This window comes from Nostoc sp. GT001 (genome assembly GCF_030382115.1).
In the GTDB taxonomy this organism is placed as follows: Bacteria; Cyanobacteriota; Cyanobacteriia; order Cyanobacteriales; family Nostocaceae; genus Nostoc.
Map to the genome: position 1 here is coordinate 416,797 of NZ_JAUDRJ010000003.1, position 15,157 is coordinate 431,953.

The window sequence follows — 15,157 nt, forward strand, 5'->3', positions numbered from 1 at the left end:
TTAATGTCCATAAGTATGAATTTATTCAATGATTATCAGATAACTTGGCTCGCGATCGCTAGTAGTAATGACTTGCTAGAGTTGTTACAACTTGCCTCAATACAGCGTGCGATCGTCGGTGCTGCATTGATGGGAATACTTGGCGGGATGTTGGGTAGTTTTGTCACCTTGCGCCAGTTGTCATTTTTTAGCCATGCGGTTGGTCATGCAGCATTGGTAGGTGTGGCATTAGGTGTGCTGCTACAAATAAATCCTACTTGGATGTTGTTACCTTTTACCTTAGTTTTTGGAGTTATTGTCCTCTACTTTATCGACAAAACCGACTTAGCTAGCGATAGCGTACTTAGCATAGTTTTATCTGGGGCATTAGCGATCGGTTTAATTCTCACGAGCCAAATTAAAGGATATCGTGGCAATTTGATGGCTGTACTGTTTGGAGATATTCTAGCGATCGACACCACAGATTTGATTTTGACGCTGCTAGTCCTTGTGGGAGGTAGCATATTTTTACTATCAACTCTACGACAGCAAATTTTATTGACCCTTAACCCCGATGTAGCTCAAGTTCAAGGCGTTCCCGTCCAATTGTACCGCTACGCTTTTGTGGTCTTGCTTTCACTCGCCGTTGCTGTCGCGATTAAAGCCGTCGGAGTTCTCCTAGTGAACGCCTTTTTGGTCATTCCCGCCTCTACCGCCAAACTGATGAGTCACCACTTTAGCCGCTTTCTAGTCATATCGGTAATAGTTGGTTCCATCAGCAGCATTGCTGGCATCATTGTCTCAGGTATTTTCAACCTTGCTTCTGGGCCAAGTATTGTTCTTGTCCAGTTTCTCCTATTTGTAGCCGTTTTCGTCTGGTTTAAGTTGAGTTTGAAACCTGCATAACTATTTTTCTCCAAAGACTTGCTATATTCTTTTATCTTTGCTACATTTATTAATCGTGGCTCACAAAAGCCCCAGCCGGGATAGCTCAGTTGGTAGAGCAGAGGACTGAAAATCCTCGTGTCACCGGTTCAAGTCCGGTTCCTGGCATCTCAAAAGTAATAAGCAGTAAGCAATTCTGACTAATTCTCATGGCAGATTAATAGTCAAATGTTAGTCAGAAGATTTTACCGCTTCATGTCCCAAAATCCGCGGAACCTGGGGTCTATCTTTTTTGCCTGCCATCAACTCGAAAGCCCTTTGGTGATGTTGCTGGCTAATCCAGTGGTGGTAAAGTTCCGAGTGAACTTTGGCTGAATGCCCCATTTGTTGGGCTGCCAAAGAAATATCCAAGCCAAACACCAAAGTGCGGATTGCCCAACAGTGGCGCAAGTTGTAGGGCGCAAAAATTTCGTGACGATGAAACCAAACGGTGACGACATGCCCGATCGCCCGATTTGACTGATTTAAATCGACTTTTGGTAAAACTACATTTTGTAAATCAAATTCCTCAAACCATTCGGGATAACAAGGCCAAACTTGCCGAGAACCCGTTTTCGAGTTGTCGCTGACGCTAATGATGTAGTTACCGTTGGCGATCGCCCCCAAGTCGAGGCGAAAAACTTCATGATTCCGTAGTCCGTAAGTCGCCAGCATCCCATACACCCAGCGCCAAGCGTTCGATTCAATCTCATAAAAAGTTTGGGCGATGGTTGTATCTATTGGTAAATCTCGCGGCGTTACCAAGCGCGGAGAATATTTACCTTTGTAGGGTTTGAGATTAATTTCCAGTTGGGCGAATCTGGCTAGCGCTGAAAGTGCCATACAAGTTCGCTTGCGGGTTTTGGTGTCAGGAGTTGTCGCTGTTACAGTTTTTAAAATGTTTTCGGCGTTGAGGGTTTGGGTTTGGGGCAGTTTTTGAAATACTCGCCAGTAATCAATCTCCCAAGTTGTCTCGCTTTGGTGGTTGCGATCTCTGGTGTCAAAGTAAAAAGTTTCAAACCTTTTAATCAGGTTTTCAATGGTTTCTACCTCACCGGATTCTCCAGCGGGTGTTTTCAAGTAAGAATCCCATTGGAAATTCTTACAGGCAATCAACCCGCCCAAAAGTCTCGCTTCAGCTTCTGCCCGCTTGAATCCCTCGCGGCTGGCATAAATTTCGAGGGCAATTCGTTGCTGGTAGGGTTTGGTTTTTCTAGAATTTGGTTTCGGGGGGAGCGTTGCCCGCAGGTAAAGGCGATGGCCGATTTGCTCAACGCTTACTCCGATTCGAGCAATTTTTAGCCGCTCGTTGATTTTGGTAAGCGGGTCATCCATTAAATAGACCCACTCCCATTACACCGGGGGCAGCAGAGTAATTCGCCATCCTCCTGAATCCACCCACCGCTACAATTACATAGGGTCGCGTTATCGAGCGCCATCCCCAAGTAATACCTCAAAGTTTGGTTGTCAATCTTAGTGTTGTCGTAGTCTGGATCATCGGCATCCAGTGCCCAGACATGGCCACAGTCAAGGCATTCCCAGTAACCATAATTTTCTTGGTATTTCAACGTTGTGCAATCGCATCGAGGACAAGTTGTTTGAGTCATCGCATCAATTCCTTTCGCTTCTTTCTTTCAGGAATTTCACAGCACCAGCGCATATCTCTAATTTCTTGGCTTCGTCCAATTCATAGTCAGTCATGCTGATGATCAGATATTGCTGTTCTCCAAAAGCCAAATTGATATGCCTGACGTACATATTTGGATAGTCAAGCATTCCAGGTACAACCATCTCGCGGACTACCAAAGATTCTTCAGTTAGTGGTTCTTCCCCAGCAGTAAACCCGTGCTTGTCTTCTTTCTCTAGATCGTGATAACTAAGATAGTTCATTGCAGATTTAAAAATTATTTCGATTTTTGAAGTTTTTTGAACCCCAAAAATTTTGCCTACAGATGCTAAAACCCGCTCTAGCGGCTATTTTTAGCGTCTACAGCCAAATTTTTGGGATTGAAAAATTGTAGACGGTGTAGACGCACTCTTGAGCGATTAGCGGTTAGGAGTCGAGCGATCGCACTTCCACTCAACCACTGCTTATCTAATCGGTAATTTACATGTATTGCTTTGCCTACAGTCTGTAGATGGACTGTAGGCAAAGTGTAGACATTACTTTGACCACCTCCAGCCGAGGCGATCGCCATTTCCCTCCACTTCCCCTAAACCCCTGTCAGCCATAGAAGCGAAGAAAATCCTTATCTCGTCTGGCTGCATACCATCAAATAAGCGAGTAGATCGACTGAGTATTCCAGCCTTTAAAACTTCTCCTGGGTGATGTTGACCCCAGTCAAGGATAAATTGCTCAAACTCATTCATGGCTGTAGGCTGTGGTTGCACCTTATCTTCACCGCCGCACGGTTTCCGGTGTTGCGTAGGCGTAGCCCGCCGCAGGCATCGCAGTTGTCCCCCAGTTGCTCAGGTCAAGTTCACAAGGGCAGTCATCAACCATAAACCGCCTTTTACCACCTGCCTTTAGCCACTGCTCTAACTGAGGATCTTTTAGTTTAGTCCTGGCGTAGTCGCGGCCAAATTGACCCAACCGCACCAACACAAAGCAGCTGTAGAGGGTATCTTTGTCGCCTTCCAAGCCAAAATTCTCAGCTGTATCATTTTGGGCTAAAGCACAAATGAACTGCTGGTATCTTCTCCCCCGTTTGGCGTGGCGTTTGATCCAGGGTCTAGCATTGTCGCATTCGTCTACCAAAATGGGGAATTCTTCAGCGATCATGAACCGTTCTCGACCAGCGATCGCGTTATCTCCCCCTTCTCCGCGAAGCTCTACCAATTCCTCTAAGGTTTTGAGGTCGTTACCCATTGCGGTGTCGATGGCTTTGAAGTTGCCTTTGCGGCCAATAACATCGGCTTGAGAGAGCCATGCCCAATCGTCGGGCTTGGCATCGGAATCATAGACAACGACTCGTCCACCGATTTTTGATGACAAATATTGGGTGAAAGTCGATTTACCGTCACCAGTCCCGCCAACTAGAGCAACGTGTTTCTGTTTTTTCTGGATGTACTCAACTGGATCTGTAATCAGGTTCTCTGGTTTCCAGTTGGCATCGATAGCGCCAACAGTCAGCGCTAACTGTGCTGTGGGCTGGGTGTTGGCGCTAGCCCACGCTTGGAAGTTAAGCCGTGATGCTCGGTCGATATCGCCTAGCGATTCTTGCAGGAGTTTGGCTGTTTGGCGATGTCTGCGACCGACTTCTAGGCTACCAACGGAGGCCGCTAATATCCACGGCTTAGACTCTGGCTTTTGAGTTGCCCCCAGGAATAATAAGCCACCGCTGACAATTAAACTACCCCAGAATGACCACTTGGCACAGGCGTACATCTGCAAGTGTTGGTGTAACTGGGAGGGATGTAAATCACTACTCATATCCCTAACAGAACCCCCACAGCAACTAACCCAACACGGAGCAAAAGAATATCTTTGACCTCTGGCACGGCTTGCCGCAAGTAAAGGGTGACGACTCCAGCGATCGCTAAAACTCCCAACACTCCCAGGCGGATAAATCCAGGAAACGGAATACTCACCCAACAGCTACTCAACAAAGCCGGAATCGCCACAGTAGAAGTAAGGCTATAAGCCAAGTCTGGCAGATTGCCTGGGAGGGCGATCGCGTCCCTCCACCCCTTTTTAAATTCCTCCAACCTGGACGGCTGGGGAATGGGGATTGGGGAATAGTGACCGCGATCGCTCGGAACCTCAACTACTATTTTTTGCTCATCTGCCATACTGCACCTCGATTTTGAGGTAGAAAGGGCGATTACTCTCTTGCTTGCACAATGCTGCGATCGCAATTACCAGAGCCGCTATGGTGCAAATTAATATCATTGCTTGATTCACTCCTGCTCCTTCTTTGCGATCTGGGCATTCAGGTCAACCATCGCCTGGTAAGCGTCACCGAGTGTTGCGTCTGCTTCATACCCCTCAGTCTCTATTTTTTGATAATCAGGGTGGTTGTATATTTCAGAGATTTGTTTTGAGGTTTCAACAACCAGGTCAGCAAGATTTTTGTCAGTCATTGCTGTTCCCCCAGGTGCTGTACTTGCCATATCCGCTAGTTTCGGTGAGTCGGTCGTTGATTCGATTGATAACTTCGTTATCACTGATGGGCAGTGGCTTTCCTTGGAGATAAGCGGCTGAGATTTCGGCGCACTCCTGGGCATTTGCACCATTGCCTAGTAGCTGCCCCTCTGGGAAGCCGACATGGTGAATTTCGTTACTGGGATTTGGTCGTTGAGTCATATAATTTGGATGATGTTTAGTTTTGCAGCGGCGGGGCTACATCGTATTGGTGGGCGATCGCGGATCTGTGCGGATGGCGATCGCCTTTAAAAATCCGTTTTACTTGCACTGGTCGAGTTGAAGTTGGTTACAACCCAAACCTGTGTAGAGTTGCGGATTGATGGCTTAAACTCGATTGGACGCCGGGTATCTAAACAGATAGCGCGACCATCATTTAGTTTGACGTGTAAGTTCTTCCCATTTTTGGAACGGGAGAAGAGTTGACCGACTTCGAGCAATGCCCAGGTAATCGGCGAGTTACCCACTACATAGTCGGCTTGATGGCTTTCGTACCCTTCCGAGAGTGGGTCTATAGTTAAGTCTTTCCACTCCTTCTTTCTGCCTTTTCGGCTGTTAACGGTGCTTGGCAGTCGCCCGTTAAGGGGTTTATCTGTCGTCTGTTGGTCGGTCATAGTGCGTTAATAGTCGCTCAATAAAGTGGGTTGTTTTTGTGGCTCAATTCCTTGCACTGTGGGTCTTTTAGCTTTTTGCGCATCTCTGGAATCGGTGACAAGTTCCTCTAGTAAGCTTGGCTGCAATGTCGGCTCCCAGTTCAATCAGGTCGTTTTCTTCGAGAGAATCGCACCAAACGATAATTTGTTGGGGTATATCCTCAAATCCCCATTCTTTCTTCTGGTAGGCAATGGTGGTTTGTTCCCGCAGCGCAAGGAAGATTAGGCAATTTAGCCCAGTGTTTTGAGCGCGGTTGAAGCTCCCCATGATATGGGCGAGGATGTCTAGTCGGTTGATTTCTGTTACATTCATTTCGTCCACTCTTTCAATGCTATTAGCCAATCGAATTGAGGATATCCAGGGCATTTCGCTCTGGATTTTTAATGGCTGCTAACCCTGCGATCGCTACGACTTACGGGTGAATGCAGTTGTCCGTTGTCCGTTGTCACTTGCCCCTAGCAGGTCTTTGGTATTTGCTCAGTGCTGGCAGGCTGCTTATCTCTTCTGGGTAAGGCTTAAGGCTGCAATCAAAGCATCCGAGATTTCAACTGCACGGGTTATTTGTAACTCCCAACTGAAATTGTTGGGATTCGCCAGCAATCCCTGCAATGCCATCGCTGCAAATAGCTCACGCTTATTCAGTCCATCTTCAGTCAGTTGCTCGTCTTGGTTCCACGCAATGGGAAAGGCGTTGTGCTCACCAATGGTCATAGGTACTCCGTCTAAAAGGTGTTGGTTGTCAGTTTCCCCCCTAGCAGGTCTTTGGTATTTGCTCAGTGCTGGCAGGCTGCTATCTCTGCCTGGTTTGGGGTGATAGTCATTAGGCGTTGGGCAGCGAGATTCGGTTACAAATTTAGTTGTTTGCACGTATAGATCTTTTTATAGTCTATTGCTACGTGCAATAAAGAAGTCAAGCGGATATTTATAAAGACGTGCAGGAGTTTATACAATAATTTAGGAGTGTGCTATGTCTATAACCAAAGATGAGAAGAACCGTTACATGGACAGAGGAAGACAGTCAACGTGACTCTGTCAATGTCTCTCAAGATGGCCGTGGCGTTGCTGGAGGAAAAAGCGAATCTCACTAGGAATTCGAACAAATTTTAGCGAAATAATCGAGCGGATAGCTCGCAATCAAGTATCTTCAGCCCCGGAGACAGCAACTACTGGGGGAATCCTTGACCGAACCTGATCGATGAATATTGCTTAGTATCATGGTCCAGCAAATAAAGCAACTGAAATCCAGCGCCTTGTTGCACGAAGCAAACCGCCTAAAATCAGAAGTACAAGAGTTTACAAGCACTTTGAGACGGAAACTACAAAAACAATTTCAAGAAGCTTCATAATAGCCGTCCTACCTACTCTGGTAGAACGGCTTTATTCATGGATATGTCGCCTACTGTCTGTTAGCAGGCGACGCATCTGTGACTATTCGGGATTGAGTTGTGATCGGAGATCATCTAAAGGAGACTCTAGCTTTTCTTTCCAGACCGGACTCTGCAAAAACTGGGTTGTCAGGGAGTGAATTCCACACGATAACTAATAACTAACTTGAGCCTCCCCTTCTGCCAATCTTTTCGCCTGTTGTACGCAGAATCTCACACTCACGCCTGTCGCATCCCTCAAGTTCAGCAGTCCAAACCCTGTAATTAGGAAAATTCGACTTTATCGCTTTTTTAATTTGCTGTGTCGATCTGCTGAAACTTGACAAGTTCAGCATTTATGAAACAATTCAGATTTTTACTCCAACCTGATTATTTCATTGTCCACTCAAAATCATTACGTCACTCATTTGATTTTCTCTTTCGGTAAACAAAATGGCGGATCAAGCGCCAACTCGATCCGCCTTCCCTAATCTTTCCCCACTGACCACCAAGGAATAAAACCAATGATCAGAGCTAAATTTACCTGTCAACAAAATACTTTCAACCACGAAACCCAGACAGCAACAGTCATCCTTCACCCAGTCACCACCAACCCGCCCAGTGAAGAAAACCTGACCTTCTGGAAAGCGACACCAGCTGGTCGAATTGAACTCCAAATTACCAACCCAGAGGCAGCCTCTCAGTTTTATGTAGGGTATGACCTTTACGTTGACTTTACCCCTGCTAGATAGTGCGATCGTTGTTCCCCAACGACCAATGCCCAATGACAGACCAAAAAACCCAAGGACAAAGACTCGAAGACCTCATGACCAAGATAGATACCGAGATGCAGCGCCTGGGCTGGACGGTAGAACAAGGTCGAGAGCATTTGATTAAATATTACGGAAAGCGATCGCGCCTCCTGTTGACCGAAGAGGAGCTAGACAACTTTCTGCTTTACTTGCAACTTACCGATTCCCCAACACCCAATAANCCAATGAGTACAGAAGAACAGATAAAAGCTGCGATCGTCGTCTTCCCTGAAGCGATCGGCATAGCTTCCCCAGAACTGAACAATGCGATTGAGATTGCTTGCGAACAGCTAAACAAATTCGTCGATTACCTCCAAACCCTAGACCCAGAGCTAGAACGGCACGAGGCAACCATCTTGGGAGGCGCTATCTTGCAGGGATTGCCAATGCTTTTTGAAGACAACCCAGAGATCATTGCTGGCATCAAAGCCGACTGCCAAAAGATAAGAGCTAATCGCCAATGAGTGACGAAATTATCGAAGTAACTATCTACAAGCCAAAGCGAATACCTGATATTTATCGCCCACCACTGGGACTGCCTCTGAACTGGCAGGATGAAGCATCAGGAAAATTGCGATCGGCGGTCTTCAAGTTTTTTAGCTATCAAACACTTTCCCCCAATGAAATCAGCCTTGTCGCCGAATACTGCCAGCATTACATCAACGCCCCTTGCTGGGATGCTACAGGGGAATTTCCTAATGAGCTAGCAGCGTTAAGGCAATCGGCTGCAACACTATCTACCGTTGATGAAATTGGACAGTGGATTAATGGCTGCCTTGAAATTGCGATCGACCCGTTTTAAAACCGAACTTGAAAGTGCGATCGCAAAACCAGAACTTCAGACAACAGTTAATAGATGCCTATCATCCTGTTACCTAACAAAAAAAAAGACCCCAGGAATCAGCTAGAGTCAAAAGGAATAAAATATGAAAAATTACTTTCAAAGAAAGATTAAAGAATCTTTCTTCATTAATGCCAATTCTAGCATTAATTGGAGGGTAGAGCAATGACTTTATCTACTCCTCAAACAGTCGATACCATTGCATCTCACCACTGGGAAGAATGGCAATTAAGTGGTGTATCTGCAAAAATAATACAGCGAAATGTAAGAACCTTATATGACTCTAGAGAAGTCGATAAAGCTCTCAATCGCAATACAAAATCCAGACAAAAACACTCGGAGCATTTAGTACCTTGCTGGATGGTTTCAGGAGTAAATCCACTGACAGGAGAAAGCACCTTAGAAGGCGTACAAGCAAAGCCAGATGTCTCACCATTAGGTAAAGATGGAAAAGTAAACAAGTATTTGGGAGCAGTTGGTTATGGTGCTTCTCCCTTGTTCTTGGACACAGGGGTAGAGTATTTTTGGCAACAAGTCCTCGCTGATAAATCAATCCCTATAATCATTACCGAAGGAGCCAAGAAAGCAGGTACGGGTTTAACCATCGGACTTCCAACTATATCTATACCTGGTGTATCGACTTGCCGAAAGATGGGCAGACTTCACTCATGGATAGAAGCCTTTGCTGGATTTGGCAGAACTTTCTACCTATGTTTTGACGCTGACATATTGCATAAACGTCCTGTCCAGCAATCCTTAATCAACATAGCCAGAGATTTAAGCGCGACAGGTTCAAAAGTTATGGTAATTAAATTACCATCAATTGAACTTAAAGGCATGGATGACTTTATTGCTGCTAAGGGAGAAGAAACTTTCAAGCAACTAATAGAAGATGCTCCAACCATTGAAGAGTGGAAGAAGGATTTAGAGGAGCAACGTAAAAATGACACAGAATATGATGACGAGGAACGCACATCAAAAGTTTACCGCGCCTACAAAATCATCAAAGATGGATGGGGCGATAATCTCCGGTTAAACCAACTCAAAAACATCATTGAACTGAACGACCAAAAAATAGACTTAAACCAATTACGGCTATACATAGCAATGGAGTTTGACATGGACGTACAAATAGGAGATGGACAGGCGATTGTTGAGGCGATCGCATCTCGAAATGCTTACCATCCAGTAGTGGAATATTTAGATGAAGTTGCCGCTAGATACAGTACAGTTGACCCTTCAATTCTTGACAACTTAGCGACTAAATACTTTGGTACAGACGACCCACTTCACAACATTTATCTGAAAAAGATGTTGATATCAGCCGTAGCTCGGACCCGTCGTCCTGGGTGTAAAGTTGATACCGCTTTAATCCTGGTAGGGGAACAGGGAATAAACAAATCCAGCTTTTGGCGGGAACTGTTCGGGCGTGACTGGTTCACAGACGAACTCAGCGACGGCAACGAGAAAGACGAGCTAATGAAACTGCATCAGTTCTGGGGTTTAGAAATCCCAGAAATCGAACACATGTATAAGAGAAAGGACATCAGCAGCATCAAAAAATTCATGTCTTCGAGCGTTGATGCCTTCCGCGCTCCTTATGCCCGCGAGGTAAAAGAGCATCCTCGCGCCTGTGTCTTGGTTGGAACGAGTAACGAAACAGAACTTCTCAACGACCCCACAGGCAACCGACGATTTTGGATTATCCCTGTAATAGACGACATCCCAATTGATATCGAGCAGTTAGTCCGAGAACGCGATTTAATTTGGGCAGCTGCTAACGCCCTTTACGAGAAAGGGCATCAGTGGTGGCTATCGCCAGCCGAGTCGAAAGTCCACAACGAAGCCAGCAAAGATTTCCAATCCGTTGACCCCTGGACAGACACAGTATTGGCTTACTCTCGCCAGCAAGGAGAGACAACCACCTCTGAAATTTTGAGAATTGCGCTAGGAATTGAACTCGGTAGACAGGAGATGCTCTACACCAAAAGAGTTTCAGCTATTCTCCGGTCGAACGGTTGGGAACAGTACAGACAAAAAATTGGGAACAGTCGCCCTTGGGCTTGGCGGTTGAAGTCATCATCAGAAAACCAAAAAAGTTTGGGTAACAAGGCAGATCAAGGCAGATCACCCGGATCACTTTCCCCAAATTCAGAAGTTGAAACTGAATTAGAAAATCAAAAAAGTTTGGGTAACAAGGCGGATCAAGGCAGATCACCTGGATCACTTTCCCAAAATCCACAAAGTGATCCGCCTAGTGATCCGGCAAGGCAGATCACACCTCAGCCCTTACAGAATAAGACTTTCGAGCCGATTAATCCGCCCGTGATCCGCCTTGATCCGCCTACTTTACCCAACTTTTCTGAAAATAATTTTGTTGTACAAGCGGAAGTAACCACGACTGACACAGAAACCAAAAACGAGAGCAGCGCTATCACTTGCCCAGAGAAATGCAGCTATTACAAAACCTTTGAAGGAGTTAAACCTTTCATATTCAAAGTAGAGTCAGACTTTGGAGCGGTTGAGGTCAGCGCCGAACCATATCACCGCTTCCAAACAAGTGGTGAGAGTAAAATCTGGTTGATATTCAAGACACCGGACGGGCAGACATTAACTAAGACCATCAAGGCAACCCCAGATAAAAAGGCGCTGCCCAGGCTGGCTAAAGAATGTGGTTCCATTCAACAGTGGGAAGAGAGGGTAAGAAAAGATTTCAGTTCCAAGATTGAGAATGCCAGCTACAAGTTTAAGGTGCGGATTCTCGGAGATGATGACTACGAGTGGATTGAGGGTTGCATTCTCAAAACTGTGCCCAGTCGCCCATCTGTTAGCCATTTCATATTTACAACTCCGAAGAAGACAGTGGTCACTTCTCACTTGGGCGAATTTGAGGAGATGTAAACAAGCATAGTAAAACGCGATCGCACTTCTACCTGAGAGAGCGATCGCGCAGTTGCAATTCATATTTCTACCCCAAGGTATTCGCCTTAGAGGGTAAAAGCAAGTGCGATCCTTTTTAAAGATTGTATAAATTCTTTTACTGTCAAATTCAGTACAGATACTTATGATATCTGCCTTGTATTTTAGTTGAGTTCCTGTTTTACCTGTTTCTAGGGTTAAATAGGTATATTTTTTATCGTCAGAATAATCAATATCTCTGTAACTTAATCGCAGCAACACATACGGTAAGTGAAACTACTTCCTCTTTTACATAAAAGTGGAACATTTACACAATTTTCATTGCCCCATAAAACTGAAGAGTAACTATTTATAAATCTCTTCAAATGACAGCATTTAATCCCGCAACAGATATTCCATCTCAAATAGATACATTAGAAAAACTTGCGGCATGGTTAGGATCTGCATTATTTACCATCAATCCAACCTTGACAGTTATTGAGGGTGTTGGTTATACAGAACGCGCTTGCCAAGCAAATAATTACTGGGTAGCAGCTGACGCGAAAACACGGATGATCGTTCGTCTTTCGCTCGAAGTCTCTGCCGATCAAGCCAGTGGCAGCAATAAGAACTGGACATACATTCAGCCGTTGAGTAATACCGCGCTGCCCGCTTCATTTAAGGCAAATTAAAGGTAATTGGCGAAAAATCAGTATGGAAAATCCACGCCAATTTGCTTCACTTGATGCCAGCGATGCGGCGTTACACGGCTCCCTTACAAATCGCCCAGCAAGTGCTGTCGCGGCTGGCGATCCAATTGATTTTGACGCCATAAATGCAAGACGGCGATATGAGTTGAATTATGGGCTACGGAAATTCGCAGAAAGTGCCGGAGAACGCAATCTAAGGGAGGCTGTTTCGCGGAACAAGCACGTCAAAGCAAGGTATCAACGGCGTCTACTAACGAACAAGCCAGGGTATCAACCTCTCAGGCGCAAACGCAACGTGTTGAATTGCAGCAAGGGACAACCGAGTAGTGACGTTATAGAAGCGGAATTTGCCCAAACACGACGCGAGTCACCGCTTGCACAAAACCAGCGATCGACGCCGGAGCGTCAGCCATTGCCATCTACTGGTAGTCCACCACCAACCCCAAGCGGTACATCTGCACGCGCTGACTCACTGGTAGAGCCAACCGCTACACCACGGCCAGCCGTAATACGTGAAGCGATCGGTAATACTGTTGGCGGCATCGGGCAATCCTTACCAAAAGCTTTACCCCAGGCGGCGGGAAGACTCATTATTCCTGGGGTCGGCGCTGGCCTGACCTTCGCGGGTGCGTTGATTGCTGGGCAGTCCGTTCAGCAAGCTGCTACAACTGCCGCAGTAGTAACAGCAGGTAGTGTCGCAGGCGGACTTATTGGTACTGCTGTTGGTGGGCCAATTGGCGGATACGTTGGTTCAATGATCGGCGGTTTTGCGGGTGGTTATCTTGCGAATGCACTCTTTCCACAGCAATTACCATCGACAGCAGCAAGGCACGAGCAATACACGCCAAACTACCAACCCTACATAGGAGGGCAGGGGATCGGCGTATTGTATTATGTATTCTGGTCGATGAAGTTGGGTAATGGAACTGTCAGTAATTTCCAGTCAGCGCCAATTCCCGGACCTATCACTGCCTTTAAAACCACGCGATTAAGCGATGGACGTTGGCAAGTAGAAATTTTCTCTAACGATGTAAGCACGGGTGCTTCCGTCGTAGGGAACTCAACAACCAGTGAACCTTATGTGACCTCTATTTCCCGTGCAGACGGTCAACGGGATACCGCACCGGATAGACGCGGGTACAATCCAGCGCCAGCGGACAATACGCCACCGCAATACAGTTATTCGCCAATCGGCGGCGACAACACAATCCCATCGGGTTTACCCGCGGCTGGCTTGAACAAAGGCAAGGATAAACAAATCGCTCCATCCATGCCGTCCAATAATACGCCGAACGGAGCGCCGTTTTTCCCCGGTCATGGTGGATTAGCACCAAGCTACTTGCCTAATCCAGAACACCAACCGTCAAACCTTGGCGGTATGTTGCCACAGATGCAGCCATTGCCTCAGCGAAAATCACTGCCATTCGCCGAACCAGAGGATATCCCAGTACCAAGGACGGGGTTAACGATTACACCTTCAGAGGGCGGCGTCGTGCCTATCGGGTATGTAGAGGTAACAGCAGGCACCGTAACGCAGTCAACAATAACTGTTTCAGAGGGAACAGACGCATTCGGCAATGATGTCTCTACCCGCGACAAAAACACGCTAATAACGAGTGTCCCGTCATCCGCGCCAACCACAGCGCAGCCCATACCGATGTCTGATGCGCTATCGCCCGTACCGAAATCGCGAACAGCGCCGATCACAAAAACGCCAACAGAATTGGCGAACGATGGCATCAAAACGGCGTTAGACCAACAACAAAAGGATTTTAACGAAAAACTCGGACAACTGACTGCGATCGCAACCGCAATTGCGGCCCTAACACCAGCAATACAAGGTATCCCGAATGCGATCGCAAACAACCCAAATGTCCGCGCCGCAAACCGTGACGATGTGCAGGGTGCTGTGTGTGAAATTTCTCAGCCTACTGGTTGCCTTGGCGCGCCAATTAAGCAAGCCGAGGATGCTGCAAAGGCAAATGGAAATAAACTCAACGACATTTTAACCGGAATAAATACCGCAGGGAGTGCTGCACAACTAGCACTTTTGGATACCATCAACGGCAAACTTGGCGATCAATTGCCGGGTGGCATCGGCGGGAAGTTATCGCGTTTTGCGGATTGGATGCACCTAGATCGGGTGCTAAATATTATGATTCTTGCCACTACTGTCCACAATGGCTTGATGTTAAGCAATGACATCGGTCAAACATTATTAGGAATTATTAGTAATGTTTTGACCTTAATTGGATTAAAAAAGGAAGATGGTAGCGCCTTTGATATTGGATCTGTAATTAGTGGCTCTATTGAAAATTTAATCAAAGGTGCAATCGGAGTTGAAAATTATCAACAAATGACGGAAGCATGGGCCAAAGCCAATAGAATTTATCAAGCAACAAATAATGTTATAAATAGCTTTTTGAATTTATCTCAAACTATTCTCCAAGCTTCTGAATTAATCGCAGCCTACACAGGGAAGATAGGAAATGCTTTGAGAAAAGGTGGAATCATTCTTGAAAGTGCCTATGGCTGGATGAACCCGCAACCTAAATTTAATCGCGTCACGCAAACCTTGGAAAGTTTACAAAATGGAGCAAGCACCATACAAATGGTGACACAAGCCCCGCTAGACGTGGTAAATGCCGTCACAGAATCAACAACGGCTGCAACCGAATTTGTAAAAGCGGTAAAAGAAGATGACAAACCTGTAAACAAAGCTACGCCTATCCCAGAACCAGACGAATTAAAAGCCAAAGAATCTCAGTCAAAGACTGATTCTCAACCATTGAATTTTGATTTTTCAGACTTATTCGATGGGGAGGATTAAT

19 protein-coding genes and 1 tRNA gene are annotated in these 15,157 nt (G+C 46.1%); 7 read left to right on the forward strand and 13 right to left on the reverse strand.

Going from position 1 to position 15,157, the window contains the following annotated elements; genetic code table 11:
• Positions 1-15: 15 nt before the first annotated feature.
• Positions 16-885: a metal ABC transporter permease gene (locus tag QUD05_RS04585; protein WP_289795051.1), complete on the forward strand. Its 870-nt coding sequence runs from the start codon at positions 16-18 to the stop codon at positions 883-885.
• 74 nt (positions 886-959) lie between these two features.
• Positions 960-1,032: transfer RNA gene (locus QUD05_RS04590), tRNA-Phe, on the forward strand.
• Between the two features lie 63 nt (positions 1,033-1,095).
• Here the strand turns inward: QUD05_RS04590 and QUD05_RS04595 are convergent.
• The 13 genes from QUD05_RS04595 to QUD05_RS04655 form a co-directional block, all read right to left on the reverse strand.
• Positions 1,096-2,238: a site-specific integrase gene (locus tag QUD05_RS04595; protein WP_289795052.1), complete on the reverse strand. Its 1,143-nt coding sequence runs from the start codon at positions 2,236-2,238 to the stop codon at positions 1,096-1,098.
• Positions 2,238-2,510 carry an eL43 family ribosomal protein gene (locus tag QUD05_RS04600; RefSeq protein ID WP_289795053.1) on the reverse strand — a complete coding sequence of 91 codons (273 nt, stop codon included), beginning with the start codon at positions 2,508-2,510 and terminating at the stop codon, positions 2,238-2,240. Before QUD05_RS04600 ends, QUD05_RS04595 begins: the two co-directional genes overlap by 1 nt.
• Positions 2,511-2,514: 4 nt before the next feature.
• A complete protein-coding gene (locus QUD05_RS04605; protein ID WP_289795054.1) occupies positions 2,515-2,793 on the reverse strand; it encodes a hypothetical protein in 279 nt (92 codons plus the stop codon).
• A gap of 77 nt (positions 2,794-2,870) precedes the next feature.
• Positions 2,871-3,101 (reverse strand): hypothetical protein, encoded by a 231-nt coding sequence (locus QUD05_RS04610; RefSeq protein ID WP_289795055.1) that lies wholly within the window; start codon positions 3,099-3,101, stop codon positions 2,871-2,873.
• Entirely contained in the window at positions 3,067-3,294 is a 228-nt protein-coding gene (locus QUD05_RS04615) for a hypothetical protein (RefSeq protein ID WP_289795056.1), read from the reverse strand. Before QUD05_RS04615 ends, QUD05_RS04610 begins: the two co-directional genes overlap by 35 nt.
• A gap of 7 nt (positions 3,295-3,301) precedes the next feature.
• Positions 3,302-4,336, reverse strand: coding sequence for a P-loop NTPase family protein (locus QUD05_RS04620; RefSeq protein ID WP_289795057.1), 1,035 nt, complete (start codon positions 4,334-4,336; stop codon positions 3,302-3,304).
• Positions 4,333-4,695 carry a hypothetical protein gene (locus tag QUD05_RS04625; protein ID WP_289795058.1) on the reverse strand — a complete coding sequence of 121 codons (363 nt, stop codon included), beginning with the start codon at positions 4,693-4,695 and terminating at the stop codon, positions 4,333-4,335. Before QUD05_RS04625 ends, QUD05_RS04620 begins: the two co-directional genes overlap by 4 nt.
• On the reverse strand, positions 4,685-4,807 hold the full coding sequence (locus QUD05_RS04630) for a hypothetical protein (RefSeq protein ID WP_289795059.1): 123 nt from the start codon (positions 4,805-4,807) through the stop codon (positions 4,685-4,687). The genes QUD05_RS04625 and QUD05_RS04630 overlap by 11 nt, the downstream gene beginning before the upstream one ends.
• The gene (locus QUD05_RS04635; protein ID WP_289795060.1) at positions 4,804-4,986 is read right to left on the reverse strand and encodes a hypothetical protein; all 183 of its coding nucleotides are present in this window, start codon (positions 4,984-4,986) and stop codon (positions 4,804-4,806) included. Before QUD05_RS04635 ends, QUD05_RS04630 begins: the two co-directional genes overlap by 4 nt.
• Positions 4,979-5,209 carry a hypothetical protein gene (locus QUD05_RS04640; RefSeq protein WP_289795061.1) on the reverse strand — a complete coding sequence of 77 codons (231 nt, stop codon included), beginning with the start codon at positions 5,207-5,209 and terminating at the stop codon, positions 4,979-4,981. Before QUD05_RS04640 ends, QUD05_RS04635 begins: the two co-directional genes overlap by 8 nt.
• Positions 5,210-5,295: 86 nt before the next feature.
• Positions 5,296-5,661, reverse strand: coding sequence for a hypothetical protein (locus QUD05_RS04645; RefSeq protein ID WP_289795062.1), 366 nt, complete (start codon positions 5,659-5,661; stop codon positions 5,296-5,298).
• A gap of 67 nt (positions 5,662-5,728) precedes the next feature.
• Positions 5,729-6,013: a hypothetical protein gene (locus QUD05_RS04650; RefSeq protein WP_289795063.1), complete on the reverse strand. Its 285-nt coding sequence runs from the start codon at positions 6,011-6,013 to the stop codon at positions 5,729-5,731.
• Between the two features lie 183 nt (positions 6,014-6,196).
• Positions 6,197-6,568, reverse strand: a complete 372-nt coding sequence (locus tag QUD05_RS04655) for a hypothetical protein (protein ID WP_289795064.1) — start codon at positions 6,566-6,568, stop codon at positions 6,197-6,199.
• A 1,021-nt stretch (positions 6,569-7,589) separates the two neighbouring features.
• On the opposite strand from QUD05_RS04655, the gene QUD05_RS04660 reads away from it, so the two are divergent.
• The 5 genes from QUD05_RS04660 to QUD05_RS04680 all read left to right on the forward strand — a co-directional run bounded on the left by QUD05_RS04660 (position 7,590) and on the right by QUD05_RS04680 (position 15,156).
• Positions 7,590-7,817: a hypothetical protein gene (locus QUD05_RS04660; RefSeq protein WP_289795065.1), complete on the forward strand. Its 228-nt coding sequence runs from the start codon at positions 7,590-7,592 to the stop codon at positions 7,815-7,817.
• Between the two features lie 520 nt (positions 7,818-8,337).
• Entirely contained in the window at positions 8,338-8,679 is a 342-nt protein-coding gene (locus tag QUD05_RS04665; protein ID WP_289795066.1) for a hypothetical protein, read from the forward strand.
• A 204-nt stretch (positions 8,680-8,883) separates the two neighbouring features.
• Positions 8,884-11,619, forward strand: coding sequence for a VapE domain-containing protein (locus QUD05_RS04670; protein WP_289795067.1), 2,736 nt, complete (start codon positions 8,884-8,886; stop codon positions 11,617-11,619).
• A 383-nt stretch (positions 11,620-12,002) separates the two neighbouring features.
• Positions 12,003-12,308, forward strand: coding sequence for a glucose-6-phosphate dehydrogenase (locus tag QUD05_RS04675; protein WP_289795068.1), 306 nt, complete (start codon positions 12,003-12,005; stop codon positions 12,306-12,308).
• A gap of 22 nt (positions 12,309-12,330) precedes the next feature.
• The gene (locus QUD05_RS04680; protein ID WP_289795069.1) at positions 12,331-15,156 is read left to right on the forward strand and encodes a hypothetical protein; all 2,826 of its coding nucleotides are present in this window, start codon (positions 12,331-12,333) and stop codon (positions 15,154-15,156) included.
• Position 15,157: the final 1 nt, after the last annotated feature.

Bases quoted from the DNA above. Each gene is read 5' to 3' on its own strand.
- QUD05_RS04645 (WP_289795062.1), bottom strand. From the start codon at position 5,661: ATGACCGACCAACAGACGACAGATAAACCCCTTAACGGGCGACTGCCA.
- QUD05_RS04625 (WP_289795058.1), bottom strand. From the start codon at position 4,695: ATGGCAGATGAGCAAAAAATAGTAGTTGAGGTTCCGAGCGATCGCGGT.
- QUD05_RS04665 (WP_289795066.1), top strand. From the start codon at position 8,338: ATGAGTGACGAAATTATCGAAGTAACTATCTACAAGCCAAAGCGAATA.
- QUD05_RS04585 (WP_289795051.1), top strand. From the start codon at position 16: ATGAATTTATTCAATGATTATCAGATAACTTGGCTCGCGATCGCTAGT.
- QUD05_RS04620 (WP_289795057.1), bottom strand. From the start codon at position 4,336: ATGAGTAGTGATTTACATCCCTCCCAGTTACACCAACACTTGCAGATG.
- QUD05_RS04600 (WP_289795053.1), bottom strand. From the start codon at position 2,510: ATGACTCAAACAACTTGTCCTCGATGCGATTGCACAACGTTGAAATAC.
- QUD05_RS04675 (WP_289795068.1), top strand. From the start codon at position 12,003: ATGACAGCATTTAATCCCGCAACAGATATTCCATCTCAAATAGATACA.
- QUD05_RS04595 (WP_289795052.1), bottom strand. From the start codon at position 2,238: ATGGATGACCCGCTTACCAAAATCAACGAGCGGCTAAAAATTGCTCGA.
- QUD05_RS04635 (WP_289795060.1), bottom strand. From the start codon at position 4,986: ATGACTGACAAAAATCTTGCTGACCTGGTTGTTGAAACCTCAAAACAA.
- QUD05_RS04640 (WP_289795061.1), bottom strand. From the start codon at position 5,209: ATGACTCAACGACCAAATCCCAGTAACGAAATTCACCATGTCGGCTTC.
- QUD05_RS04660 (WP_289795065.1), top strand. From the start codon at position 7,590: ATGATCAGAGCTAAATTTACCTGTCAACAAAATACTTTCAACCACGAA.
- QUD05_RS04605 (WP_289795054.1), bottom strand. From the start codon at position 2,793: ATGAACTATCTTAGTTATCACGATCTAGAGAAAGAAGACAAGCACGGG.
- QUD05_RS04670 (WP_289795067.1), top strand. From the start codon at position 8,884: ATGACTTTATCTACTCCTCAAACAGTCGATACCATTGCATCTCACCAC.
- QUD05_RS04610 (WP_289795055.1), bottom strand. From the start codon at position 3,101: ATGGCGATCGCCTCGGCTGGAGGTGGTCAAAGTAATGTCTACACTTTG.
- QUD05_RS04650 (WP_289795063.1), bottom strand. From the start codon at position 6,013: ATGAATGTAACAGAAATCAACCGACTAGACATCCTCGCCCATATCATG.
- QUD05_RS04680 (WP_289795069.1), top strand. From the start codon at position 12,331: ATGGAAAATCCACGCCAATTTGCTTCACTTGATGCCAGCGATGCGGCG.